The 25,596-nt window shown below is 68.1% G+C and carries 18 protein-coding genes; 10 read left to right on the forward strand and 8 right to left on the reverse strand.

What is annotated here, in order from left to right; translation table 11 throughout:
* Positions 1-62: 62 nt before the first annotated feature.
* The 3 genes from NV1_RS22700 to NV1_RS22710 are packed head-to-tail and all read left to right on the forward strand — an operon-like array spanning position 63 to position 2,925.
* Positions 63-1,175: a substrate-binding domain-containing protein gene (locus NV1_RS22700; RefSeq protein WP_067894565.1), complete on the forward strand. Its 1,113-nt coding sequence runs from the start codon at positions 63-65 to the stop codon at positions 1,173-1,175.
* A complete protein-coding gene (locus NV1_RS22705) occupies positions 1,172-2,149 on the forward strand; it encodes an ABC transporter permease (RefSeq protein WP_067894568.1) in 978 nt (325 codons plus the stop codon). Before NV1_RS22700 ends, NV1_RS22705 begins: the two co-directional genes overlap by 4 nt.
* Positions 2,146-2,925, forward strand: coding sequence for an ATP-binding cassette domain-containing protein (locus NV1_RS22710; protein ID WP_067894571.1), 780 nt, complete (start codon positions 2,146-2,148; stop codon positions 2,923-2,925). Before NV1_RS22705 ends, NV1_RS22710 begins: the two co-directional genes overlap by 4 nt.
* 57 nt (positions 2,926-2,982) lie before the next feature.
* Here the strand turns inward: NV1_RS22710 and NV1_RS22715 are convergent, their stop codons facing one another.
* From NV1_RS22715 to NV1_RS22730, 4 genes are all read right to left on the reverse strand, one after another.
* Positions 2,983-4,182 (reverse strand): aldose epimerase family protein, encoded by a 1,200-nt coding sequence (locus NV1_RS22715; protein WP_067894573.1) that lies wholly within the window; start codon positions 4,180-4,182, stop codon positions 2,983-2,985.
* Between the two features lie 204 nt (positions 4,183-4,386).
* Positions 4,387-5,139, reverse strand: coding sequence for a hypothetical protein (locus NV1_RS22720; protein WP_067894576.1), 753 nt, complete (start codon positions 5,137-5,139; stop codon positions 4,387-4,389).
* Between the two features lie 144 nt (positions 5,140-5,283).
* The gene (locus NV1_RS22725; protein ID WP_067894579.1) at positions 5,284-6,708 is read right to left on the reverse strand and encodes an NAD(P)/FAD-dependent oxidoreductase; all 1,425 of its coding nucleotides are present in this window, start codon (positions 6,706-6,708) and stop codon (positions 5,284-5,286) included.
* Positions 6,709-6,812: 104 nt separating this feature from the next.
* Positions 6,813-7,550 (reverse strand): TetR/AcrR family transcriptional regulator, encoded by a 738-nt coding sequence (locus NV1_RS22730; protein ID WP_067894582.1) that lies wholly within the window; start codon positions 7,548-7,550, stop codon positions 6,813-6,815.
* A 54-nt stretch (positions 7,551-7,604) separates the two neighbouring features.
* Between NV1_RS22730 and NV1_RS22735 the strand changes: the two genes are divergently transcribed.
* Entirely contained in the window at positions 7,605-9,062 is a 1,458-nt protein-coding gene (locus NV1_RS22735; RefSeq protein WP_067894585.1) for a cytochrome P450, read from the forward strand.
* Positions 9,063-9,192: 130 nt separating this feature from the next.
* Here the strand turns inward: NV1_RS22735 and NV1_RS22740 are convergent, their stop codons facing one another.
* Positions 9,193-10,038: a serine hydrolase gene (locus NV1_RS22740; protein ID WP_067894590.1), complete on the reverse strand. Its 846-nt coding sequence runs from the start codon at positions 10,036-10,038 to the stop codon at positions 9,193-9,195.
* A 180-nt stretch (positions 10,039-10,218) separates the two neighbouring features.
* Positions 10,219-10,371, reverse strand: coding sequence for a hypothetical protein (locus NV1_RS22745; protein WP_245713863.1), 153 nt, complete (start codon positions 10,369-10,371; stop codon positions 10,219-10,221).
* Positions 10,372-10,951: 580 nt separating this feature from the next.
* Here NV1_RS22745 and recC point away from each other — a divergent pair.
* From recC to recD, 3 genes are read left to right on the forward strand one after another with little or no spacing between them, the layout of a single operon-like run.
* Positions 10,952-14,335, forward strand: coding sequence for an exodeoxyribonuclease V subunit gamma (gene recC, locus NV1_RS22750; RefSeq protein WP_067894595.1), 3,384 nt, complete (start codon positions 10,952-10,954; stop codon positions 14,333-14,335).
* Positions 14,332-18,087: a UvrD-helicase domain-containing protein gene (locus tag NV1_RS22755; RefSeq protein ID WP_245713864.1), complete on the forward strand. Its 3,756-nt coding sequence runs from the start codon at positions 14,332-14,334 to the stop codon at positions 18,085-18,087. The genes recC and NV1_RS22755 overlap by 4 nt, the downstream gene beginning before the upstream one ends.
* Entirely contained in the window at positions 18,084-19,985 is a 1,902-nt protein-coding gene (gene recD, locus NV1_RS22760; RefSeq protein WP_067894824.1) for an exodeoxyribonuclease V subunit alpha, read from the forward strand. The genes NV1_RS22755 and recD overlap by 4 nt, the downstream gene beginning before the upstream one ends.
* 5 nt (positions 19,986-19,990) lie before the next feature.
* On the opposite strand, the gene NV1_RS22765 is transcribed toward recD, so the two are convergent.
* Positions 19,991-20,689 carry a TetR/AcrR family transcriptional regulator gene (locus tag NV1_RS22765; protein ID WP_067894597.1) on the reverse strand — a complete coding sequence of 233 codons (699 nt, stop codon included), beginning with the start codon at positions 20,687-20,689 and terminating at the stop codon, positions 19,991-19,993.
* 127 nt (positions 20,690-20,816) lie between these two features.
* Between NV1_RS22765 and NV1_RS22770 the strand changes: the two genes are divergently transcribed.
* The 3 genes from NV1_RS22770 to NV1_RS22780 all read left to right on the forward strand — a co-directional run bounded on the left by NV1_RS22770 (position 20,817) and on the right by NV1_RS22780 (position 24,742).
* Positions 20,817-22,388 (forward strand): succinic semialdehyde dehydrogenase, encoded by a 1,572-nt coding sequence (locus tag NV1_RS22770; RefSeq protein WP_067894600.1) that lies wholly within the window; start codon positions 20,817-20,819, stop codon positions 22,386-22,388.
* A gap of 40 nt (positions 22,389-22,428) precedes the next feature.
* Positions 22,429-23,256, forward strand: a complete 828-nt coding sequence (locus NV1_RS22775; RefSeq protein WP_067894603.1) for an SDR family NAD(P)-dependent oxidoreductase — start codon at positions 22,429-22,431, stop codon at positions 23,254-23,256.
* 259 nt (positions 23,257-23,515) lie between these two features.
* On the forward strand, positions 23,516-24,742 hold the full coding sequence (locus NV1_RS22780; protein ID WP_067894607.1) for an SPFH domain-containing protein: 1,227 nt from the start codon (positions 23,516-23,518) through the stop codon (positions 24,740-24,742).
* A 666-nt stretch (positions 24,743-25,408) separates the two neighbouring features.
* On the opposite strand, the gene NV1_RS45160 is transcribed toward NV1_RS22780, so the two are convergent.
* Positions 25,409-25,596 (reverse strand): hypothetical protein (locus tag NV1_RS45160; RefSeq protein WP_218027189.1); only part of this gene is annotated, 188 nt, incomplete at its 5' end.

The raw sequence follows: 25,596 nt of genomic DNA on the forward strand, positions 1-25,596 counted from the left end.
TCACAGACGCGCCGGCCGCGGGCCGGGCGACCCGAAATACAGTGGTAGATGAGGAACCCGCAATGTCAGAACATCTTTCCGATGCCGTAGAGATCTCCCGGACCGCGAGCCGACGCGGCGCGTTGAAACTACTCGGGGGCGCGGGCGGCGCGGCGGCGCTCGGCACGCTGCTGTCGGCCTGCGCGAGTGCGACCCGTTCCGGATCCGGTGGGGTGGGCAACTTTCCGTCGACCCCGGCGTGGAAGTTCGTGTTCGTCAACCATGTCACGACGAACTCGTTCTTCATCCCCACCCGTACGGCCCTGGAAGACGCCGCCAAACTGCTCAATCTCCCCACCCCGCAATGGACCGGCTCGGAGAACGGCACCGTCTCGGAGATGGTGAGCGCCTTCGAGAACGCGATCAACTCCGGCGCGGCGGGTATCGCCATCCCGCTGACCGATAACAACGCCTTCGTCGAGCCCACGAAACAGGCTCTGGCCAAGGGGATTCCGGTCGTCGCTTACAACGCCACCGCGCCGGGCAACTATCCGCTGGCCTATATCGGCCAGGATCTGTACAAGTCGGGCACCCTGATGGGGCAGCGGATCGCGCAGAGCGTCACCTCCGGCACCATCCTGGTCGGCATCGCGCAGCCGGGTGCGAACAACCTGCAGCCGCGCTTGGACGGGTTGACCGCGGCGCTGGCGAAGGCCGCACCCGGCGTGGTCGTCAAATCGATCAATACCGGTGCGGCACAGGCCGGTGAGCTCAACGCGATGACAGCGGCCTACGCGGGCCAGCCCGATGCGGTGGGACTGTACGCGGTGGACGCGGGCAGTACCGCCTCGATCGCGCAGCTGATCTCGAGCAAGAACATCGCGGGCAAGGTGCACGCGGGCGGGTTCGACACGCTGGCGGACACGATCAAGGGAGTCTCCTCGGGCGCACTGGAATTCACCATCGACCAGTCCGCGTACATGCAGGGTTTCCTGTCGGTGCTGTACCTGTACCTGTACCGCGTCTCGGGCACACTGCTCGCACCGCCGGAAACCGATACCGGCCTGACCTTCGTGACGAAAGAGAATGTCGCGGCGTACAACTCGGGCAGCGCCTACGAGGGGCAGCAGGGCCACAATCTGGGCGCCATGCCCGCTTCGATCCCGCTGCCGCAGCCGTCGACGGTGACGCTGTGACAGAACGGTCCTTCGGCCGCACTGTCGTACAAGCGCTGGTGCGGCAGAAGGAACTGAGCATTCTGATCGCCACCATCGCGGTGGCGATCTATTTCAGTGTCACCACAACGGGTTTCAATCTCTCGGACAACTACATCACCATCATCCATTATCTCGCGCCGTGGGCCATCGTCGGCGCGGGCGAGGTGATGTTGCTGATCTGCGGTGAGATCGATCTGTCCGCGGGATTCATGTTCACGCTGTCGCCGTTCGTGCTGATGTCGTTCTACAACGGCGGCACGCCACTGATCCTGGCCCTGATTCTGGCGCTGGTCGTATGTGCGGCCATCGGCGCGGCCAACGGGTTCATATCGACCCGGTTCGGCATCGCCTCGTTCATCGTGACCCTGGGCAGTTCCTTTCTGCTGGAAGGTATCTCGCTGCTGATGTCGAACGGCGCGCCGGTCGCCGCGCCCGCCTCGGGCTGGGTGGTCTCCGCGTTCGGCAAGGCGCATTGGTCCGAGCTGCTGTGGGTGCTGGGTGTCGTGATGGTGATGCAGATCCTGTTGTCCGCCACCCGATTCGGCATCAGCACGCAGGCTACCGGCGGCAATCCGGTGGGCGCGGCCGAGGCCGGTATCAGGGTGAATCTGGTGAAGGTGGTGAACTTCGCGATCGTCAGCACACTGGCGGGTCTGGGCGGCATCATCGACGGGCTGCGGCTGGGATCGTTCGATCCGACCAACGGCGGCCCGAACACCATGTTCCTCGCGGTGGCCTCCGCGGTGATCGGCGGCACCGCCCTGCTGGGCGGGCGCGGCACGGTGGTCGGCGCGCTGTTGGGCGCGTTGTTGCTCGGCATCGTCTTCGACGGATTCTCCCTGGCCGGAGTCAGCGCGAACACCTTCGACGTCGTGCTCGGCGTCGCGATCGTCATCGCGATGCTGCTGAACGTGTATCTCGGACATCTACGCAAGCGAGTGAGCCGCACATGACGCAGACAACCGAACATCCGGACGATGTGATCCGTGCCGAGCACATCAGCAAGCGGTTCGGCCCGGTGCAGGCGCTGACGGATATCAACCTGCGGGTCGCCCGCGGGGAGATCCTCGGCCTCATCGGCGACAACGGCGCGGGCAAGTCGACGCTGATCAAGATCCTCACCGGATTCCATCAGCCCGACAGCGGCCGGCTGTTGTTCCAGGGCAACGAGACTCGGCTGCGTTCGGTGGTGCACGCCCGATCGCTCGGAATCGAGACGGTGTTCCAGGATCTGGCGCTGATCCCGGATCTGCCGGTGTACCTGAACCTGCACCTGAACAAGGAACTCGTGCACCGCCCGTTACCGTTTCTGCGGCGGGCGGAGATGAAGCGCCGGGCGCGAGAGTCGTTGGACCGCATCGGGATCAATATCCCGTCGGTCACCGCGGAGGTGGGTGCGCTGTCCGGCGGGCAGCGTCAGGCCATCGCCGTGGCGCGCTCGGTGCACTCCGAGGCCAAGCTGCTGCTGCTCGACGAGCCGCTCGCGGCAATGGGCGCCAAGGAGGGCGGCCAGATCCTGCGCCTGCTCGATCGGCTCAAACAACAGGGCGATCTGGCCATCATCCTCATCGCGCACAACTACAGCCAGGTCGTGGACGTCTGCGACCGGGTCAACCTGCTGCAACACGGCGAGATCACCTTCGACCGCCCGTCGAAGGACACTTCCGTCGAAGAACTCCTGTCCCTGGTGCATGCGGAATACCGCCTGCCACCGGCCTCCGGTGACTGATCTCGGCATCGAATGAGGGGGTACGGGCCGCTGTTTCGCAGCGGCCCGTACCGATTCCTACTCGGTTCCGAAAGCGAATACCGTTGTGGAACTGAAGGTTCGACCGGGGTTCAGGGTGGTGGTGGGGAAGTCGGGGTGGTTGGGGGAATCGGGGTAGTGCTGGGTCTCCAGGGTGAATCCCGCGCCCTGGCGGTAGACATGGCCACCGGTGCCGGTGAAGGTTCCGGTCAGGAAGTTGGCCGTGTAGAACTGGACGCCGGGCTCGGTGGTGGAGACGGTGAGCGTCCGGCCCGACTGTGGATCCTCGGCCTTGGCGGCCTGTACGAGTCCGGTGTTGTTGCCGCGGTTGATCACCCAGTTGTGGTCGTAGCCCTGCGCGAGTAGCAGCTGCGGGTCGTTCGCGGTGATGTGCGCGCCGATCGCGGTGGGGGTGGTGAAATCCATCGGAGTGCCCTTGACCGGGACGAATTGCCCGGTCGGGATCTGGGTGGCGTCGGTGGGAGTGTAGGTGTCGGCGTTGAGGGTGAGCTTCTGGTCGTAGATGCCGAGCGTGGACTCACCGGCGAGATTGAAGTAGCTGTGATTGGTCAGGTTGATCACCGTCGGAGCGTCGGCGGTCGCGCCGTAGTCGATCCGGAGCCGGTTCTGTTGGTCCACGGTGTAGGTGACCGTCGTGGTCAGCGTGCCCGGATAGCCCATTTCGCCTGCGGGGCTGACATATTGAAGTTTCAGCGCGACCGTTCCGGTACCGTTCTGCGGCGTGGCCTGCCACACCTTCTGATCGGAGCCTTCGGTGCCGCCGTGCAGGCTGTTGCCGTTGTTGTTGACCGGGACGTGATACTCGGTGCCGTTCAAGGTGAAGGCGCCCTTGGCGATTCGGTTCGCGTACCGGCCGACGAGTGCGCCGAAGTAGGGTTTGCCCGAGCCGTTGTTGGCCAGATAACCGTCCAGCGTGGGGAATCCGAGAACGACGTCGTCGGCATGGCCGGATTTGTCGGGCGCCTCGATCGACTGCACGATGCCGCCGTAAGTGAGTATGCGCACTCGCATGCCGTGCCCGCTGGTGAGGGTGTAGCGGCTCACCGGTGTGCCGCCGACCTGGCCGAACGGTTCGCTGCTGATCGTGGGTGTCGTCGTGGCCGCGCTCGGCGTCGTACTGCCTTCGCTCGCGGTGTTCTTCGTCGTGGTGCTGCTGCAGGCCGCCAGGCCCGCAATCCCGGCGATCGCCACCAATCGAAGTAATGTCCTGCCGCGCATGGGAGCTCCTTGCATCCTCATCGAATCCCCCTGTGCACAGCGATTATCCGCGCATCGACAGGTCCCTATCATCGATTTCGGGCAAGATGTCGAATCATTCGATGAATAGATGAATTATGCCTGCGTGTGGGCCATTCGGAAACGGGGACGGGCGGGAAGCGGACCCGATGGTCGCTTCCCACCCGTGTCGGAGCGGGGAGAAGTTCAGCCGGCGACGGCGTGCGGGGGTGCGGTGAAGCCTTGGGCCGCACCGGCCGCCGCACCCATGGCGGCCGCGGGAACCGTGATGACACCCAGGCCGATGGCCGCACCCAGCGCGGGCCCGGCGATCAGCCCGATGGGCAGGAGCGGGACTCCGGCCACCAGCTCCGCCACACCGCCGACGACGCCGGAGGTGGCCGCCAGCGGTGCCGAGGCCGTCGCCCCCGCGACCGCGCCGATGGCGGCGGTGCCGATGGCTGCCGACGCGATCCGGTCCGACCGGCTGCGTTCCATGCCGACCGAGTCCAGGAAGGTGGCAACGCCCGCCTCGGCCTCGGCGGCCCCGTCGTTGACCGCGACCTTGTGGCCGCGATCGATCCAGGTCGGCGCTTCCAACTGGACGTCATCGAAGCGCAATTCGCCGGGCGACGGTGCGATCGGCGCCACCGGGGCGACCGCCGTCGGCACGTGCAGCGCGCCGACCGGAGCCAGATAACTCTGGTCGGGCAGCGGCCGAGCGGACCGCAGCGAGCTGAGCACATCGTTGGTCAGGTGCGGCTGTGCGTTCGAGATGTCGCTCGCGGGCGACTGCGCGGGTGTCGCGTCCTGCTCCGCCGTCGCATTCGAATGCGCGGGCACCGCGGCGGCCGCGCCACTTCCGACGACGGTCAATACCAGCGGAACCGCGCTCGCCGCAACGACACTGCCGACGCGGTTGCGGTGCGGATTGGGCGCTCTGTGTTTGCCTCCGGCCATTGCGACCCTTCTTCGTTACGGGATATCGACGTCCGGCATTCGGATCCGGCCAGGCCGCTGGATTGGTCGGATCCGGTTATGCGTGGAAAGTCGTCTCTTTGCGAAGAATTGGCCGAATGCTGTCGAGCGCCGGGCATCCGGCGCTCAGCCTGCCTTGGGGTCCGCAGCCGTTTTCGTCGAAGACGCGCCGGCGGTGCTCCCGATTTCGGCGCGCGCCTCTTTCTCGTCGTCCTCGTTACCGCTGAGCGCCTCGAGCGCCAACCGCGCGAACACCCACTGTTCGGTGGCGGCCATCTGTCCGCGGTTGCGGCCCAGGAAGGCGACGAACCACTGGAAGACCGTGACCAACCGGCTGCGATAGCCGATCAGGTAGTACAGGTGCAGCACCAGCCACATCAGCCAGGCGATGAAACCGCTGAACTCGAGCTTGCCGATCTGGCACACCGCGTCGAATCGCGAAATGGTGGCCATACTGCCCTTGTCGAAATACTTGAACGGCGGCCGGTCCGCGGGTTTCTGCTTGCCCGCCACCTCGGCGGTGAGCTGCTTGGCCGCGTAGGTCGCGCCCTGAATGGCGCCTTGGGCTTGGCCGGGCACACCCGGCACCGACATCAGATCGCCCACCACGAAGACGTTCGGGTGGCCCTTGATGGTCAGATCGGGCTCGACGATGACGCGCCCGGCCCGATCGGTCTGTGTCCCGTCGGAGCGTTCGGCGAGCTGTTTGCCCAGGCTGCTGGCCTGCACACCGGCCGACCAGACCTTGCAGGCGGCCTCGATGCGACGTTCGCCGTCGTGATCCTTGATCGTCACGCCGCGAGCGTCGACATTGGTGACCATGGCGTTGAGCTGGACCTCGACGCCCATCTTCTCCAGCCGCTGCTGTGCTTTCGGGCCCAGCTTGGGGCCCATCGGCTTGAGCACCGCGTCCGCACCCTCCACCAGGATGACGCGGGCGTCCCGGGGATCGATGCGGCGGAAGGTGCCGACCAGGGTGCGATCGGCCAGTTCGGCGATCTGACCGGCCAGCTCGACACCGGTCGGGCCCGCGCCGACCACGACGAAGGTCAGGAATCGGTCGCGTTCTTCCGGCGTCCGGGCCAGTTCGGCCTCCTCGAACGAGCCGAGGATGCGGGCGCGCAGCTCGAGGGCGTCATCGATGGTCTTCATGCCGGGCGCGTACGTGGCGAAATGGTCGTTGCCGAAGTACGACTGCTGTGCGCCGGTGGCCACGATCAGACTGTCGAATGGGGTGACGGTGTCCCGGTTCAGCAGTTCCGAGGTGACGGTTCGGTTCGTCAGGTCGATATCGTGTACATCGCCCATGATCACCCGCACGTTCTGCTGTTTGCGCAGCACTATGCGGGTCGCGGGGGCGATCTCGCCGGTCGACAGGATGCCGGTGGCGACCTGATACAGCAGCGGCTGGAACAGGTGCGTGGAGGTCTTGGAGATCAGGACGATGTCGACGTCGGTCTTCTTCAGATGTCTGCAGGCGAACAGACCGCCGAAGCCGGAACCGATCACCACCACCCGATGGCGCTGCTTTCCGCCGGTCTGGTTGCTCATGTCTCCCGCTCCTCGCACGATCGCGTTGGCTGTACCGACACGCCATACCGTAGTCGGCGTCCAACGGACAGTCACGGCGAGCGTGATGAACCGGCGCGTCCGGTTCACGCCTCCGGGCGGCGTATCGCGTGGTCGGGGAGCGGTCCGGGAGCGTGCTCTTCGGGTAGGTCGATCGGCCCGACGAATCGGTCACCACCGATGCTCTCCACCGACGGCCACAGGAACGCGGTGAGCCGGTCGACGAATTCGGCGCGGTCGCGGACCGGATCGCGGCCCCAATCCTCGGCCGACATGAGGATCGCGCCGATGGTCGCGCTGGCCCAGACCCGGGCCAGCGCCGGGTCCGCGTCGACCGTGCGCAGGATCGATTCGAAGACCTCGGTGGCCCATTCGGACAAGCGGGCGAACAGGGGACGGTGGTGGCCGATGGCGCCCGCGCCGGGCTCGCCGGTTTCGTCGGATTGCAGGCGTTGCATCAGCAGGTGGTGCAGATTGGGGTCGGCGTCGACGAAATCGCAGACCAATGCCACGATCGCGCGCAACAGCTCGCGAACCGGCCGTGGCTGGGCCAGAATCGCGTCGGCGGCGGCGAGCAGACCGTCCATATGCCGTTCGGCGAGCGCGTCGACCAGGGCGGGCATATCCGGGAAGACCGCGTAAACCGCGGTGCGGGCATATCCGGCTTCGACCGCGACCTGGGCGAAAGTGATCGGTGTGCCGGACTCGGCCACGACGCGTTCGGCGGCGTCCAGGATCTCCGCGCGGCGGACGGCGGGATCCCGCGACGGACCGCGTGGGCGCCCCCGTGGACGGCGCGGTTCGCTCGGTGTATCCCTTGTCACACTGCCATTCTACCGGTAATGTACAAGGTGTACTTTTAATTGAAAGGCTCGCTCATGGTCAGTGTCGACAGTGCGGAACGGGAAAATCTCGGACTTCTGCAGATTCCGGACCAGCATCCGATCGACCGGATCCTACGTCTGCTCCCGTCCCGCGAACTGTCGCTCGCCGCCCCACCCGAGGGGAGTGGGCATCTGACCGTGCGCGGCGATGTGGGGCTGCCGTATCTGGGCCGAGCGCTGCAATATCTGCGCTGGGGCACCGCGGAGATCATGGACCGGTACAACCGCTACGGTCCGGTCAGTTACAACAAGGCGCTGGGTATCGACCGGGTGCTGGTCGCCGGTCCCGAGGCCGTGGACGAGGTGATCGGCAAGCGCCGCAACGACTTCGGACAGGGCTGGGACTACTTCATCGGCCCGTTCTTCCATCGCGGACTACTGTTGCTCGAGTTCGACGAGCACATGTACCACCGCCGGATCATGCAGCAGGCATTCACTCGCGACCGGCTGGTTTCCTATCTGGCGCAGCTGGCCCCGGCCGTCGACAACGCGATCGCGCGATGGGTGCCCGCGGGTGCGGACGGTGCGCGGGTGGAGCTGTATCCGACGGTGAAGGATCTGGCGCTGGAGACCGCCAGCGAGGTCTTCATGGCCGCGGATCCCGGACCCGAACGTCGTCGCCTGGGCGCCGCGTTCGTGGATTGCACCCATGCGGCGCTCTCGGTCGTGCGACAGCCGCTGCCGGGCACCGCGTGGCGAGCCGCAGTGCGGGGGCGCAAGGTGCTCGAGGCGTATTTCGAGCGCATGCTGCCGGAGAAGAGGCGTTCGGACACACCGGATTTCTTCTCCGCGCTGTGTCATGCCCGCACCGAGGACGGCGAGCAGTTCAGCGATGCCGACGTGGTCAACCACATGATCTTCCTGATCATGGCCGCGCACGACACCACGACCACGACGGCCACCGCGGCCGCCTACTATCTGGGCCACCATCCGGAATGGCAGGAGCGGGTGCGGGCCGAGGTGCTGGCGTTGTACGAGCGGACCAACGGCGCGCCGCCGACCATCGCCGATCTGGACGAGTTGCACGATCTGGAGCTGGTCATCAAGGAGAGCCTGCGCCTGGTGCCGCCGGTGCCGGGACTGGTGCGTCGCTCGGTCCGTGATACCGAGATCGCGGGTCACTACATTCCGGCCGGTACGCATATCGACGTGGCCTACGGAATCAACCACCTGCTGCCCGAATTCTGGTCCAACCCGGCAGTTTTCGATCCGGAACGGTTCGCCGAACACCGCCGCGAGGACAAATCCCACCGGCTGGCCTGGATGCCCTTCGGCGCGGGCGCGCACAAGTGCATCGGCATGCACTTCGGCATGCTGGAGGTCAAGGTCGTCCTCGCCGCCATGGTCCGCGAATACGAGTGGCTGATCCCCGAAAGCTACCTGATGCCTTGGGGATTCAATACCATTCCGTTCCCGCGCGACGGCGCGCCCATGCACCTGCGCCGGCGCTGAACGTCATCCCACCAGCCACGAGAAGGGTAACCGTCACCTGAGTTCCGCCCACCCCCGACAACTCTGAAGGCCGTGGCCCGGGTCGATTCTGGACTGACCGGAGCGGAGGAGCGAAGCGGAGGCCGAAAATTCAGCTTCTGCCGCTGAGCAGGATCTTGGCGACCTGAGTGGTGGTCTTCTCGCCGTCGTCGTAGCCGCCCTTGTCGCCCAGGTCGTTCATGACGGCCAGGGTGTAGCGCTCGCCGGGGCCGGCGAAACCGACCGAGTTGACCACCCAGCCGCTGCGCTCTTGGGACCAGCCGTTCTTCAGGCCCGGATTCATCGCCGCGCCCGCGCCCCAGACGCCCCAGTGCTGGTTGGTGTCGACCTTGCGCATGCGGTCGACCAGGTAGTCGCGGTCGGCGGGGTTCATGTGGTCCAGGACGTTGGACATCAGCCGGTCCAGGTCCGCGGCGGTGCACTTCTGGAAACCCCAGTCCGGGAAGACCTTCCCGGCGGGGGTCGGCTGCGGGGCGAGGCCGGTCATGCCGTTGGCGCGGAAGGCGTTGTTGAAGGCCCGGTGATCGGGTCCGGCGAATTTGGTCCAGAGGATGTCGGCGGCGTTGTCGTTGGAGGTGGCCAGCATGGACTCGAGCAGTGCGCGATCCTGCGGGGTGATGACGATCGCGCCGACGCGCTGCCGGTTGATCAGGTCCTCGGCGATGGCGAGTTTGATCGTGGAGGCGGTCCAGATCGGCGTATTGGCATTGCCGTTGCTGTACACCGCGCCGGTTTTCCGGTCGCGCACAACGTAACCCGTGACGCCGGGCCGCCCGGACAGATAGGAGTTGACCTGCGCGATGCGCTGGCTCATATCGCAGTCGAAGCCGTTGACACAGCCTTGGACGCGAATCGGGAACGCCGCGGCGGGGGCCGGGTGCACGGCCGGTGCGGTGGCCATCAGGCCGGCGGCGAGGACGCAGGCGCCGACGGCCATGCGTGAGGGACGAGTAGCGCGCGAGGCGGAACGGGGATAACGCACGGTGCAACACCTTAGACAGACAACTGCGTCCGACGCACGTCTTGAGGTCTGCCGCACATTGTGCTAGACCGCCGCGACCCTTGTCTCGCAGCGCATTTCGGCCACGGTCCGGTCCGGAACGGGCGGCGGTGCGCCTCAGCGGAAGGCGGCGAGCAGTTCCTCGACACTGCGGCCGTTGAGCCGGTAGCAGTGCGAAAAGGCCTCGGTGTGCCGGTCGCGAGGCCAGGAGTTCAGCACGATCGCGCGGCCGTAGTGGCGTGAATTGACCAGTTCCCAGCGGTCACCCATGCGGCGAACCGTGAACCCGGATCTGGGTACGAGGGGAATCACCGACGCAGACATTTACCGAACCAGCCTTTCGAAACCGCTTCTCCCGTTGCCTCCCCGCAGAGCACTGTGGCACATCGCGCACGGTCCACCGAGGTGACACGCGGTGGCGAATCCCGGTCGATGCGCGGATTCGCCGTCGCGCGCGGATCCGCTTGTGTTGCTGTGAATTTGGTATATATCGAGAATTGCGGACAATGTGGTGTTCAGCACTGTTCGCTGTAAAGTAGCCACTGATCGGCTGTCATCGCGGGGTCGGATTCGGGGTCGATGTGATCGTCGGCGTGTCCGGATGGTCACGGTGTGTCGGGCCCGGGTCGGGCTCGGCCGGGTGCACGATTGACGGGACCGGATTCCTGGTCTCGGTCCCTCACCCGCGGTTCGCCGCGGGGCGGGTGCGAACCGTCCGGGTGCGGGGCCTCGTGGGCGGCGCGATCGCGGGCGGTAATGTCGCGTGGTCGATCGGCAGGTGGCCGGGCCGAGACACAGTTCACCGGGTCGCGGTGTCGCAGGCCGCGCGGAAGAGATGGAGAGGCGGTCCATGGCGCTGCACATCCACCGGGCCGAACGGGCGGACACCCTGGCCGGTGAGCTCGCGTCGGTGCTGGCCCAGCCGCTCGACGATCCGTTCGCGGCGGAAGTGCTCACCGTCGGTGCGAAAGGGGTGGAGCGGTGGCTGACGCAGCGGCTGGCCGGGGTGCTCGGCGCGAGCGGCGGTGACGGGGTCTGTGCGAACGTGCGATTCACGTCCGTGGCCGCGCTGACCGCTGATGCGCTCGGCGCGGCGAGCGGTATCGCCGCCGATGCCGACCCGTGGGCGTCCGAGCGCATGGTGTGGTCACTGCTGCGGGTGCTCGACGCATCGGTAGGCCAGGCGTGGTGTGCGGTTCCGGCGCGGCATCTCGGTGCGGACGATCCGTCCGGGCGGTCGTATCGGGCGGGTCGGCGGTTCGCCACGGCCGCGGGCGTCGCGGCGCTGTTCGACGGCTACGCGACCCAGCGTCCGAGTGTGATCGCCGACTGGGCCGCGGGCGCGGACACCGACGGATTCGGTGTGCAACTACCGGCGGATCTGCTGTGGCAGCCGCAGCTGTGGCGGCGGTTGCGCGCCGAGATCGGCACGCCGAGTCCCGCGGAACGACTGCCGGGTGCGTGTGCGCGGCTGCGCGCCGAACCCGGCATCATCGAACTGCCGCAAAGGATTTCGCTGTTCGGCCCGGCTCGGTTGAGCGTCGATCAGGTGGACGCGCTGTCCGCGCTGGCCGAACATCGCGACGTGCACGTGTGGTTGGTGCATCCGAGTCCCGCGATGTGGGCCGCGCTGAACAGCGTCGATCCCGCCGCCGATTCGGTGCGCCGGTCTGCCGATTCGGGTGCGCTGGCCGTCGCGCATCCGCTGCTGGCCGCACTCGGGCGCGATGCGCGGGAACTGCAGCAGCGAGTGCGCGCGATGGGTCCGGCGATCGATGTCCATCATCCTCGTGCAGACGAAAACTGCTCGCACACAGTACTTTCCAGCCTGCAGGCGGGCATCCGAACCGATACCTGGCCGCCGTGCCCGGATCCGATACCCGATGACGACACCGTGCGGGTGCACTCGTGCCACGGGCCCGCACGGCAGGTGGAGGTGCTGCGGGACGTACTGCTGGGCCTGTTCGCCGAGGATCCGACGCTCGAGGCGCGCGATGTGATCGTGATGTGCCCGGATGTGGAAAGTTTCGCGCCGCTGGTGCGAGCGGCGTTCGGGCAATGGCACGCCGATTCGCGGGCAGGCGAGAACTCCACGGCGGCAAGCAATCCCGCGCACGACCTGCGCGTGCGGCTGGCCGACCGGACGTCGGGGATCGCCAATCCCGTGCTGGCGGTATTGCCGGCGCTGTTCGATCTGGCCGACGGCCGGGTGACCGTCACCCAGGTACTCGATCTGGCCGCGGCCGAACCGGTGCGGACGCGCTGCGGCTTCGACGACGACGATATCGAGCGGCTGCGGGAGTGGGCGGCCCAGACCGGTGCGCGATGGGGAATCGGGCAGCGGCAGCGACAGGCGTTCGGGCTCGGCGACTTCGCGCAGAACACGCTCAACGCGGCGGTGGACCGGATCCTGCTCGGTGTCGCGGCGGGCGAATCCTCCGAGGACTGGCTCGATCTCGCACTGCCACTCGAGGACGTCGATTCCGGCGATGTCGATCTGGCCGGGCGGTTCGCCGAATTCACCGACCGTCTCGCGGTCTGCGTGCGTGAGTTGCGCGGGCCGACCCCGGCCGATCCGGCCGGGGGAGTGCGCCCGGCGCAGGAGTGGGCCCAGATGCTCGGCCGGGCACTGGATCTGCTGACCGAGGTGTCGTACGCGAACACCTGGCAGGCTGTGCAAGCGCGCCGCGATGTGGCCGCGGCCCTCGAATACGGCGGCGATATCGTGCTGCGGCTGCCCGATATCGCGGCACTGCTGCACTCGCGGCTCGCCGCGCGCTCGGTGCGCACGAATTTCCGCACCGGCGAGCTGACCGTGTGCACGATGGCCCCGATGCGGTCGGTGCCGCATCGCGTGGTGGTCCTGCTCGGCCTGGACGACGAGGTGTTCCCGAGAGCGGGCGGTATCGACGGGGACGATGTGCTGGCGCGCGATCCGCAGGTGGGAGAACGTGATCCGCGCAGCGAGGATCGTCAGCTGCTGCTGGACGCGATCATGGCCGCGGGTGAGCGGCTGGTGGTGCTGCACACCGGGGCGGACCCGGTCACCGGTGCGCACCGCCCGCCCGCGATCCCGCTGGCCGAACTGCTCGACGTGCTGGCCGCGCGGCCGGGCAATGATCTCGGCTCGGTGGTACTACGACATCCTCTGCAGGCTTTCGACAGCCGCAATTTCGATCCGGTGCGGCCGTTCAGCTTCGATCCGATCGCCCTGGCCGGTGCGCGGGCCGCGGCCGGTGCGGTGCACGCGCCGACGGGCTTCCTGCCCACACCGCTGCCCGCCGCCGCGCGTTCGGATGTCGAACTCGCGGAGCTGATCTCGTTCGTCGAACATCCGGTCCGGGCATTTCTGTGGCAGCGCCTGGGGATCCGGGTGCCCGAGGAGGAAGAGGAGATCGACGAGCGGCTGCCGATCGAACTGGACGGCCTGACGAAATGGAATATGGGCGAGCGCATGCTGACCGCGCGCTTGCACGGCGCCGAGCCCGAGACGTTGCGCGCGGCCGAATGGCGGCGCGGGACGCTGCCGCCGTTCGGACTCGGCGCGGCGGTGCTCGACGAGGTGGAAAGCACCGTCGACCGGTTGGTTCGGGTGGCCCGGCCGATTCACGAATTGCCGTCGCGCAGTATCGATATCGCGGTCGATCTGGGAGAGGGCAGATTGCTGCGCGGTACGGTCGCGGATGTGCACGACGATGCGGTGGTCCGGACGACGTTCTCGCGCCTGGCTCCGAAACATCGCGTCGCGGCGTGGGTGCGGGTCCTGGCATTGGCGGCGACCGAACGGCATCAGAGCTGGCGAGCGCTGAGCATCGGCCGCGGCCGCTTCGGCCGTCCCGCTTGGCGTTCGGAGCTGGTCGCACCCAATGGCGCTGTGGCAGAAGAGATTCTGCGTGATCTCGTGGCGTTGCGCGATCAGGGGCTGAACGAACCGCTGCCGATCGCGACGGCCGCGTCTGCGGTCTATGCCGAGCGTCGCTGCCAGGGCGCGAGTGTGGACGAGGCCCGCACGGCGGCCGATCAGGAATTCCTCGGCGGCCCGCACGGCCCCAAGCCCTACGGTGAGCACACCGACCGCTACCTGCGCTACATCTGGGGCCCGGCGCCCCGCCTCGATCTACTGGAAACCCCACTCGACGAACCGGATCCGGCAGGCGAACCCACCCGCTTCGGATCCCTCGCCCGCCGCCTGTGGAACCCGCTGCTCGCCGCCGAAACCCAGGGACAGCCATGAGTGAGGAACTTTTCCCCGTCGAGGCCCCGGCCCACCGTCCCCGCCGCCGCACCCCGAAGTCTCCGTCGGCCCGCCGCCCTGCCACCCCGGCCACCGAGGATCTGTTCGACCTCCCCGAGGCGGACGAATCCGTCCTCCCTGGACGTGCCGACCTCGGAGCCACTGCCGAGCCTGCGAACGGCGAACACGAGCAACGAACGGCCGCAAGCGAACCGGTACCGAACGGTATTGCCGAATCGTCGGCGCACGCCGAGGAGAAAGTGCACGATGCGCCCTCGACGCCCGAAACTGCCGGCCGAGGCAAGGTCTCGGCCGAGGCGATGGACGATGGCTGCGAATACACGGCGCGTACGGGTCCGAACTCCGTTTCGGGGCTCGTCGACGGTGTCTCCTCGTGGGCAGGTGCGGACGCGGGCCGAGATGACACAGGAGAACAGGGCGGACACGGCGGAGCCGACGCAGGGGCAGCGGGTGGCTCAGGGCGCGGGTTCGAGCTGTGCGGGGAGTTGCCGAGCGGGACGACCGTGCTCGAGGCCAGCGCGGGGACCGGGAAGACGTATGCGATCGTCGGGCTCGCGGTGCGGTATGTGGCCGAGCGCGAGGTGGATATCTCGGAACTGCTGCTGGTGACGTTCAGCCGGGCGGCGACGCAGGAATTGCGCGAGCGGACGCGGGACAGGTTCGTCGCGGCCGCTGCGGCGCTGGCCGATCCGGAGACCGCGGTGCGCAGTGACGACGAGCTGATCCGGCATCTGGCGCAGGCGGATTCGGCCGAGATCGGGTTGCGGCGGTCGCGGCTGCTGGCCGCCTTGTCCGAGTTCGACGCGGGGACCATCGCGACCACACACAGTTTCTGTCAGCGGATGCTGGACGAACTGGGGCTGGCCGGCGAGCACGATCCGGGAGTTCGGCTGGTCGAGAACGTCGACGACCTGGTCGCCACCGTCACCGAGGATCTGTTCCTGGCGCGGTACGCGCGGGCGGAGCCGCCCTTCTCGATGAAGGACGCACGTGCGCTGGCCGACGCGGCGGTCCGGGATCGGCAGGCCCGGCTGGTGCCCGAGGAGGAGTGCGGCGATGCGACGGCATCGGAGCGGGTCGCGTTCGGTGCGGCGGTGCGTGCGGAAACCGAACGGCGCAAACGACTCTCGGGCCTCCGGGACTTCGACGATCTGCTCGTGCTGCTGCACGATGTACTCGACGGCGAACGGGCGCGCGACCGCATCCGCGAGCGGTTCCGCGTCGCGCTGGTGGACGAGTTCCAGGACACCGACCCGCTGCAGTGGGAGATTCTGCGCCGGTGTTTCCACGAGCACGCCACCCTCGTGCTGGTCGGTGATCCGAAACAGGCCATCTACGCGTTCCGCGGTGCGGAGGTACTCAGTTATCTGGACGCGGTCGCGGTGGCCGATCAGCGTCGTGAATTGACCGTCAACCGACGCAGCGATGCCGGTCTGCTGGCCGCGCTGAACCATCTGATGGGCGGTGCGGCGCTGGGACACAAGGAGATCGGGGTGCATCCGGTGGCTGCGGTACGGCCGCACACCCGACTGTCCGGCGAGGGCGACCGGACTCCGTTGCGGTTGAGGTGGTTTCGGCGCACCGGCGCGGGACCGCTGAACAAGTCCGGATTTCCGGCGGTCGGTCGCCAGCGGTCGCGGGTCGCGGCGGATCTGGCCGCAGATATCGTGCAGCAGCTGGACTCGGACCTGCGAATCGGCGATCGCCCCCTGGGGCCCGGTGATATCGCGGTCCTGGTGCGTACGCGCTCGCAGATCGATGTCGTACGGGCCGCGCTGGACGAGGTGGGTGTGGCATCCGTACTGGCTGGTGGCGCAAGCGTATTCGCCACTCGCAGCGCCACCGACTGGCTGTGGCTGCTGCGCGCTCTGGAACAGCCGCATCGTGCCGACCGGGTGCGTCTGGCCGCGGGGACACCGCTGCTGGGGTACTCGGCCGCCGAGATCGATTCGGGTGGCGCCGATCTCGTCGGCCGGGTCGGCCAGCAACTGCGCGAGTCGGCACGGCTGTTCGGCCGGGCCGGATTCGCCGCCGTCGCCGAGCGGCTCGCCGCCGAAACCCGCCTGGCCGCACGATTGCTCGCGGTGGCCGGCGGTGAGCGGGAGTTGACCGATCTGCGTCATATCGCGCAGCTGATCGATCAGGTGGCGCTGCGCGAATCGCTCGGGCTGAGCGCGCTGACCCGCTGGCTGGGCGATCGCGTGCGAGATCCCGCCTCCGGCGCGGTCGCCGATCGCAGCCGTCGGCTCGATCGCGATGCCGCGGCGGTGCAGATCGCGACCGTACATGCCAGTAAAGGACTGGAGTTTCCGCTGGTATACCTGCCCTTCGCCTGGGACAACGCGCGCAATCCGTATCCGGCGACGCTGATGTTCCACGACGAGCGAGGTAAGCGGGTCCTCGACGTGGGCGGTCCGGAGGCGGTGGGCTACAACGACCGCAAGCGCCGCAGCGAGTCCGAGGAGGCCGGGGAGGAACTGCGTCTGCTGTACGTGGCGCTGACTCGTGCCCAATGCCAGGTGGTGGCCTGGTGGGCGCCCACCTACGGTACCGCCGCCGCGCCACTGCACCGGATGATGCTGGGTCGCATGCCGGGTAGTGCGGAGGTTCCGGGGCGCGCTGAGGTCCCCGCGGACAACGTTGTGGGAGAACATCTTTCGCGCTGGGCGCAGGGAGCGCCCGACGGCGTCGTCGCGGTCCGGCCGGTCGAGCACGCCGCCCCGGTGCGGCCCCGCTGGGAGCGCGCCGAATCGAGCGCCGCCGATCTGGCCGCGGCGCAATTCGATCGCGTCATCGATCAGGACTGGCGGCGCACGTCCTATTCCGCGCTCACCGCCGGGGCGCACGATATGCACGTCGCGGAATCCGAGGCCGATACGGGTATTTCGGACGAGCCCGCGGAGCCCTCCGCGGAACTCCCGGAGCAGGCCGAATTCGCCTCCGCCGCACCGTCCCTCATGAACGATCTGCCCTACGGTGCCGAGTTCGGCACCTTGGTGCACGGCGTGCTCGAATACGTCGACACCGACGCCCCCGACCTGGCCGCCGAGGTCCGCACGCGCTGCGCGGACGCCATCGGCGAACTGCTCGCCGATATCGATCCCGACGCGCTGGCCACCGCCTTGCTCGCGGTGCTGCACACGCCCATGGCGACCGGTAGCCTGGCCGAGGTTTCCGGCCGGGATCGGCTCAGCGAGTTGGATTTCGAACTCCCGCTGGCCGGCGGTGACACCCCGCGCGCGGAGCGGGTGACGGTGCGCCGAATCGCCGATCTGCTGCGCGCGCACCTGCCCGCCGACGACCCGTTCGCCGGATACGCCGATCAGCTCGACACCCTCCCGGACACCCCGTTGCGCGGCTTCCTGACCGGCAGTATCGACGCCGTTCTGCGCACGGCCGGGCCGCGATTCGTCGTGGTGGACTACAAGACCAACCGGCTGGGCACGGGGGATCTGACGGTCGCCCACTACACCCGCGGGCGGATGGCCGCCGAGATGATGCGGTCGCACTATCCGCTGCAGGCGATCCTGTATTCGGCGGCGCTGCACCGTTATCTGCGGTGGCGTCTGCCGGACTACGATCCCGCCCGGCACCTCGGCGGTATTCGGTATCTGTTCGTACGCGGCATGATCGGTCCCGGAACACCATCCGGCTGTGGGGTTTTCGACTGGGATCCGCCACCCGCACTGGCCGGTGAGCTGTCCGATCTACTGGCGGGGCGGTGGCGATGACCGCGATCCAGCTCGCGCAGCGGGCGACCGGATTGTTGCGCACCTTCAACGCCGCCGGTGTGCTCGCGGCCGCGGATGTGCATGTGGCGCTTCGACTCGGGCGACTCGGTCGCGAGGACGACGAGTCGGTTCTGCTGGCAACGGCGCTGGCCGTGCGCGCGGTGCGGTCGGGCTCGGTGTGTCTCGAACTTGCCAGAATGCACGAGATCGGCGTGGATGGCGAGGGTTTCGACACCGACGCGGACACCGCCGCCGAACCGATCGATCCGGCGACCCTGCCCTGGCCCGACGAGACGCGGGTGCTCGCGGCCCTGCGCAAGAGTCCGCTGGTTCAGGGCAGCGCGGCCGGACCGCTGCGTCCGTTGCGCCTGGTGGAATCGGCCGGCGCGGGCGCGCTGCTGTATCTGGACCGGTACTACCGCCAGGAACAGACCATTCGCGAGGTGCTCACCGAGCGCGCCGCGACCCATCCGATGATCGATCCGGAGACGGTCCGGCGGCAGCTGGACCGGCTGTTTCCCGACAGCGGCGCACCCGGTGATCCGCCGGACCGGCAGCGAGTGGCCGCCGCGCTGGCCGCGACCCAGTGGACCACTGTCGTGGCGGGCGGCCCGGGTACCGGCAAGACGCACACGATCGCCCGAATTCTGGCCCTGCTGGTGGCCCAGCAACGATCGGTGCCCGATGCCCCCGAACTGCGCATCGCCCTGGCCGCCCCGACCGGGAAAGCGGCCGCGCGCCTGCAGGAGTCGGTGCGCGAGCAGGCGAGCGATCTGGATCTGCCCGAACTCACTGCCGCGACCCTGCACCGCCTGCTCGGCTGGCAGCGCGGCGGGGCGACGCGCTTCCGGCACAACGAGTTCAACCGCCTGCCGTACGACGTGATCGTGGTCGACGAGACCTCGATGGTGTCGCTGACCATGACCAGCCGTCTGCTGCCCGCGGTGCGCCGGGACGCTCGTTTGGTGCTGGTGGGTGATCCGGACCAGCTGGCCTCGGTGGACGCGGGCGCGGTACTCGCGGATCTGGTGGCCGGACCTGTTGCGGGCCCGCCGAATCCGGTCTTGGAACAGGTACTGGGCGAGGATCTCGGTGCGCCGGAAGCGGCGGACCGCACCGAGACGTTGAGCGCTCGCGAGCGGGATCGCCTGCGCGGCGGCATCATTCGACTGACCCGCGGCCGCCGGTTCGGCGGCCGGATCGCCGAACTCGCCGTCGCGGTGCGCGCCGGTGACGACGACACCGCCCTGCGACTGCTGGCCGACGGCGGCACGGAGCTGTCGCTGTGCGAGCCGGAGGAGATCGGCGCAGTCCGTGACGACGTGATCCTGGCCGCCCGCGAATGCACCGGCGCGGCCGAAAACGGTGCTGCCGCGGCGGCTCTGGCCGCCATGGAATCGCATCGCCTGCTCTGTGCGCACCGGCAGGGCCGATACGGCGTCGAGCGCTGGGACCGGATGGCGGCCGGGTGGGTCGCCGCGTCCGGAATCGGTGCGGAACCCGGTGCGGGACACTGGTATCCGGGCCAGCCACTGCTGGTCACCGCGAACGATCACGAGGCCCGCATCTACAACGGCGACACCGGCGTGATCGTGCGTGGTCCGGACGGGGGACTGCGTGCGGCCCTCCAGCGCGGCAGCGAACCCTACCTGGTGCACCCGACTCAATTCCCCGGCGTCACAACGGTGTACGCGATGACCATCCACCGCAGCCAGGGCAGTCAGTACGGCACGGTGTCCATCGTGCTCCCCGGCCCGGAATCCACCCTCCTGACCCGGGAGCTGCTCTATACCGCGATCACCCGTGCCCGCCGGCACGTCCGCATCATCGGCACCGAGGACGCCATTCGTGCCGGGATCGGCCGACGTGTCTTGCGCGCCAGTGGTTTACGCGGCTGACTCGCTCAGACGCGCTCGTCGAAAATCCCCGGAATCACCAGCGCCCGTTCGACATCGGCACGATTGCCCAGGGCGACCAGCACGCTTCGGATCATGGTCAGGCGGGCCGCGGTGACCTGTTCCGGATCGGGTTCGCTGCCCGGCATCGCGGTCGAGGAGACGCGATAGACCACGTACTCGCAGGTGTGCAGAGCGGTGTCGAGGTCGAGCGGGCTGGGCAGCGGGCGGCCGAGTTCGGTGAATTTGGCGCGGACCAGCGCGCGGATATCGTCGAATGCCTCCTCGCGGTAGGCCGAGACCGGTGAGGCCGGATCGTGCAGTTCGGCGAAGACTGGACGCAACATCGGGCCGTGCCCGCGCGCCCATTCCAAATAGGCATCGATGATCGCGATGCCGAGTTGCACCGGTTCGAACGAACGCGCCAGGGCTGTCCGGATCCCGCCGACCAGGCCCTCGTTGGACAGGGTCAACAGCGAGTGCAGCGGCTGTTCGGCATTGCCGAAGTAGCGGTAGAACGTCGGCCGGGAGATTCCGGCCTGCTCGATGATGCGCGCGACGTTGAGTCCGCGTGAGCCGTGTTCGGTGAAGACCGCGGCGGTGGCGAGTTCGATCCGGGCGCGCACCTCGTCGGCCTGTTCGGGGGTTTGCGGCGGACGACCACGCCGGACGCCGTTGTGAGCGGGGACCACCACGTCGCCGGGCATCTGGTGAAACCTCCTCGATCGTCGATGGCCACTTGACAGCATACGGCTCGCGCTTATTAATCTAACACCAGTGTTCATGTAACATTGATGTTCAATAAATAGTTACTCCTGACCGAGAGGGCCGACGATGACGACCGCCCCGCAGACCGCCCCGGCGGATGCACTCCCGTCCGAACTGGTGCGGCGCCTGCTGGCGCTGGCCACGGCCGGTGCGGCCGCTTCGGTCGAGGTATTCGCGCCCGCGACCGGCGCCAAGATCGCCGACCTGCCGCAGTCCGACACCGCCGATATCGAGAACGCCTTCGTCACCGCTCGCCGCGCGCAGCGGGAGTGGGCGGCGGTGCCGGTGCGGGAGCGGGTCGCGGTGCTGCGACGATTCCACGATCTGGTGCTCGCCGAACAGAACGTCATCCTCGACATCGTGCAGACCGAGACCGGCAAATCGCGGGTGCACGCGTTCGACGAGGTGGGCGACGTCGCGGTCAACGCCCGCTATTACGCGGCGCAGGCGCAGCGGCTGCTGGCCCCGCGCAGCCCGCGCGGTGTGTTGCCGGTGCTCACCCGGGTCGAGGTGCGGCATCGGCCCAAGGGGGTGGTCGCCGTCATCTCACCGTGGAATTACCCTCTGGCCCTTGCGGTTTCCGATGCACTGCCCGCTCTGGCGGCCGGTAATGCGGTGGTCGCGCGCCCGGACAATCAGACCGCGCTCACCGCGCTGTGGGCGATCGACGCCGCCGAACGCTCGGGCCTGCCCAAGGGCCTGTGGCAGGCGGTACTGGGGCGCGGCTCGGTGATCGGCGGCGAGATCATCGCCCGCGCCGATTACGTCGACTACACCGGCTCCAGCAGTACCGGCCGCACGATCGCCCGGCAGGCCGGGGAGCGGCTGATCGGCTGCTCACTCGAATTGGGCGGCAAGAATCCGATGCTGGTGCTGGCGGACGCCGATGTGTCCGCGGCGGCGAAGATCGCCGTGCGGGCCTGCTTCGCCTCGGCCGGGCAGCTGTGTGAGTCGATCGAGCGAATCTACGTGCACGACAGCGTTTACGAGCAGTTCGTCGCCGAATTCGCCGGGCACACCGATAATTTGGCGCTCGGCTCGGCGCGGGACTATTCCTACGAGATCGGATCGCTCACCTTCCAGCGTCAGATCGACACCGTCACAGCGCATGTCGAGGACGCCGTGGCCAAGGGCGCGACGGTGCTCGCGGGCGGGCGCGCGCGCCCGGATCTCGGTCCCTACTTCTACGAGCCGACGATCCTGGCCGATGTCCGCGAGGGGATGACCGTGTACCGGGAGGAGACCTTCGGGCCGGTGGTCTCGGTCTACCGGGTCGGCAGCGACGAGGAGGCCGTCGAGCAGGCCAATGATTCCGCTTACGGGCTCAATGCCAGTGTGTGGAGCCGTGATACGGGCCGGGCGCGGCGGATCGCGGCTCAGGTCGAGGCAGGATCGGTCAACGTCAACGAGGGCTTCATCGCCGCGTGGGGAAGTGTCGCGGCACCCTCGGGCGGGCTGGGCATCTCCGGCGGCGGCCGCCGGCATGGTCCCGAGGGCCTGCGCAAGTACATCGACACCCAGACCATCGCGGTACAGCGCGCACTGCCGATCGCTCCTCTGCCGGGCATGTCCGAGGCGATGTGGGCCAAGACCATGACGCTGTACTTCGGCGTCATGAAGGCATTGCGCCAGCAGTGATCTCGCTTTCGGGGGCAGAGGTGCGACTACAGGAGTGGATATGGATTCGGTAGCGGGTAAGAAGGTCCTGATCACCGGCGCGGCCATGGGGCTGGGCAAATCCTTCGCCGCGCAGGCGATGCGGGAGAAGGCCGCGGACGTGGTGCTCTGGGATGTCAACGACGCCGCTTTGAAGGAGACAGCAGTCGAACTCGCGGCGCTCGGGCCGGGCACGGTCCACCACCGCGTCGTCGATGTCTCCGACCGCGACGCCATCGCCGAGGCGGGCGCGGCGGTCCGCGACGGGGTGGGCGATATCGACATCCTGATCAACAACGCGGGCATCGTGCGCGGCAACGAATACTTCTGGGAGACCTCGAACCGCGCGGACATCGAACAGACCGTCGCGATCAATTCCCTTGGGCCCATGTACGTCACGTTGGAATTCCTGCCCGCCATGGTGGATCGCCGGACACCGGCTCGAGTGCTGAACATCGCGTCCTCCGCAGCGCTGGTGGCCAATCCCCGGATGAGCGTGTACGCCGGTTCCAAATGGGCGGCGCTGGGCTGGTCGGATTCGGTGCGGCTGGAGCTCGAACAATCCGGGAACGACCACGTCAAGGTCACTACCTTCTGTCCGACCTATATCAACACCGGCATGTTCGCGGGCGCGAAGGGTTTCCTGTTCACCCCGATCATCGAGCAGGAAGATGCGGTGCGAACCGCGTGGACGCATATGAAGCAGGGGTCCGCGCTGGTCGTCATGCCGTGGACCTCCCGCTTCAACCGGGCGATCTCCGGCCTGCTGCCGCTGAAGGTCCGCGACCTGTACCTGAACTTCGTCGGCGTCTATCACTCGATGGAGGAGTTCACCGGCCGCAAGGGCTGAGGGCCGGACCGTGATTCGGCCACGCTCCGGACGATAGCCGAGGCGCTGCGGCAGGCGTCGAAAGCGCCTTGCGGCGGCGGATTCACGCCGACCGCGCGGTCGTCGGCGGCCCCTGCGCAGACCGGCTGACGGATCGGGTTCGGCGAGTCGGTGTGCGGGCCGTCGCCCACGAGATATGGGGAGGCCCGGGCCGTCCTACCTGTGACATACTCGGGCCGAGCCGGGTGCTGAGCTGCCCGATGGAGGACGGAGGCGACGCATGGGCCTGATGGACAAGATCCGCAACGAGTTCATCGACATCATCGAGTGGCTCGATGATACGAATACGACGTTGGCGTGGCGTTTTCCGCGCTACGACAACGAGATCAAGAACGGCGCGCAGCTGATCGTCCGCGAGGGACAGCAGGCGCTGTTCGTGTACCGCGGTCAGCTCGCCGATCGGTACCAGCCCGGTCACTACCAGCTGACCAGCGAGAACATGCCGATCATGTCCACGCTGCAGGGCTGGAAGTACGGGTTCAACAGCCCGTTCCGCTCCGAGGTGTACTACATCAACACCCGGCCGGTGACCGATCTGCGATGGGGCACACCGCAACCGGTGACGGTGCGCGATCCGGACTTCAAGATGGTGCAGGTGCGGGCCAACGGCACCACCATCGTCCGGGTGATCGATCCCGCGGCGTTCCTGCGCCAGGTGATCGGCACCGAGAGCGTCGTGGATATGGAGCAGATCACCGAGATGATCCGGCGCAATATCGCGCTGGCGTTCTCGGACATGGTGATGGCCAGCGGCCTGGGCGCCATCGATCTGCAGGGCCGTCAGGTCGAATTGTCCGATAAACTGCGCGAATTCGTCGCCCAGCGGGTGCAGTCCTTCGGTCTCGGCGTGGATCAGGTCACCATGTCGATCTCGCTGCCGGAGGAGATTCAGCAGGCCATGACGCGCGGTGTCGCGCGTGGTGTGGAGGCCAGTGGATTCCTCAACAATGTCGGCGATCTGAACCGCTACCAGCAGGCCCAGACCGCCGACGCGATGCTGGCCGCGGCGCAGAACGAGGGCGGCGGGCCGATGGGTGCGGCGATCCAGGCCGGACTCGGCGTCGCGCTCGGTGGCCAGATCGCCGGGAACCAGGGCGGTTACGCGCCGCAGGGCTACCCACAGCAGCAGGGTGGCTACCCGCAGCAGGGTGGCGGTTATCCCCAACCCGGTTACCCGCCGCAACCCGGTGGCGGACAGCCCATGCCTCCACCGCTGCCCACCCAGCAGCAGTTCCACATCGACCTCAACGGCCAAGCCGCCGGTCCGTATCCGGCTGATCAGTTGCGCCAGTTCGTCGCCAGCGGTCAGCTCACGCCGAAGACCAATGTCTGGTCCAACGGCATGGCGAGCTGGGCCGCGGCCGAGACGGTGCCCGCGTTGCAGGGCCTGTTCAACAGCCCGCCGCCGCTGCCGGGCACCCCGCCGCCTCCGCCGCCCGCGCAGTAGTCCGGATCGGTCGTTGCCCGTCAGTACGGCCCCGGGGGAGCCATGAACAGCCCACAGCAACCAGATCGCGCACCGCAGATCCCGCCCCCGCCATCCGGTGGGGGCCCGCCGCAGCAGGGTCCGTCGGGTGTGCCCGGCGGGGCCTATCCGGCATCCGCGCCGACGCGCAATTACCGTGGCGGACAACCGGTTCGGCCGGGGGAGAACCCGCCTGCGCCGCCGAGCCTCCCGCCCTCCGGCGGTCCGCGACCGGGTGGCCCGCAGTCGCCGGGAAATGAGCCGCCGCCGCTACCTGGTTCGGGTGGGTCGGTGCCGCCGTTGGGAGGACGACCGAGCGCTCCTGTGCCGCACGGCGACAGTGGCGGTGTGACGCCATGGGGTTCACAGCCCCCGGCGAATTTCTCCGTATCGGGTTCCGCGCCCGCCGCGCCGGTACCCGGTGGTCCACCGCCCCTTCCCGGCGGCCCGAATCCGGTTGCGCCGCAATCGTTCGGCGGCCCGCATCCACAGCCCGGCGCGCAGGTCCACGGTGGACAGCGCTCACCCGTGGGGCCACCATCGCCGTCCAGTGGTTCGAATCCCGCTGCGCCGCAACCCTCCACTGTTCCTCCGCCGTTGCCGGGCGGTCCGAACCCCGGCGCACCGCAGTCGCACGGTGGTCCACGTTCACAGTCCGGCGGCCCGAATCCTGCTGGTGCGCAGTCGCCGGGTGGTCCGCCGCCGTTGGCCGGTGGTCCGAATCCCGGTGTGCCGCAGATGTCGAGCGGACCTCCGCCGTTGCCGGGCGGTCCGCATCCTGGTGCGCCGCAATTCCCCGGTGGTGGTCCGCAGCCTGGTGGCTACGGCGGGCCCCC

The sequence above is a fragment of the Nocardia vaccinii NBRC 15922 genome (genome assembly GCF_001613305.1).
Lineage (GTDB): Bacteria > Actinomycetota > Actinomycetes > Mycobacteriales > Mycobacteriaceae > Nocardia > Nocardia vaccinii.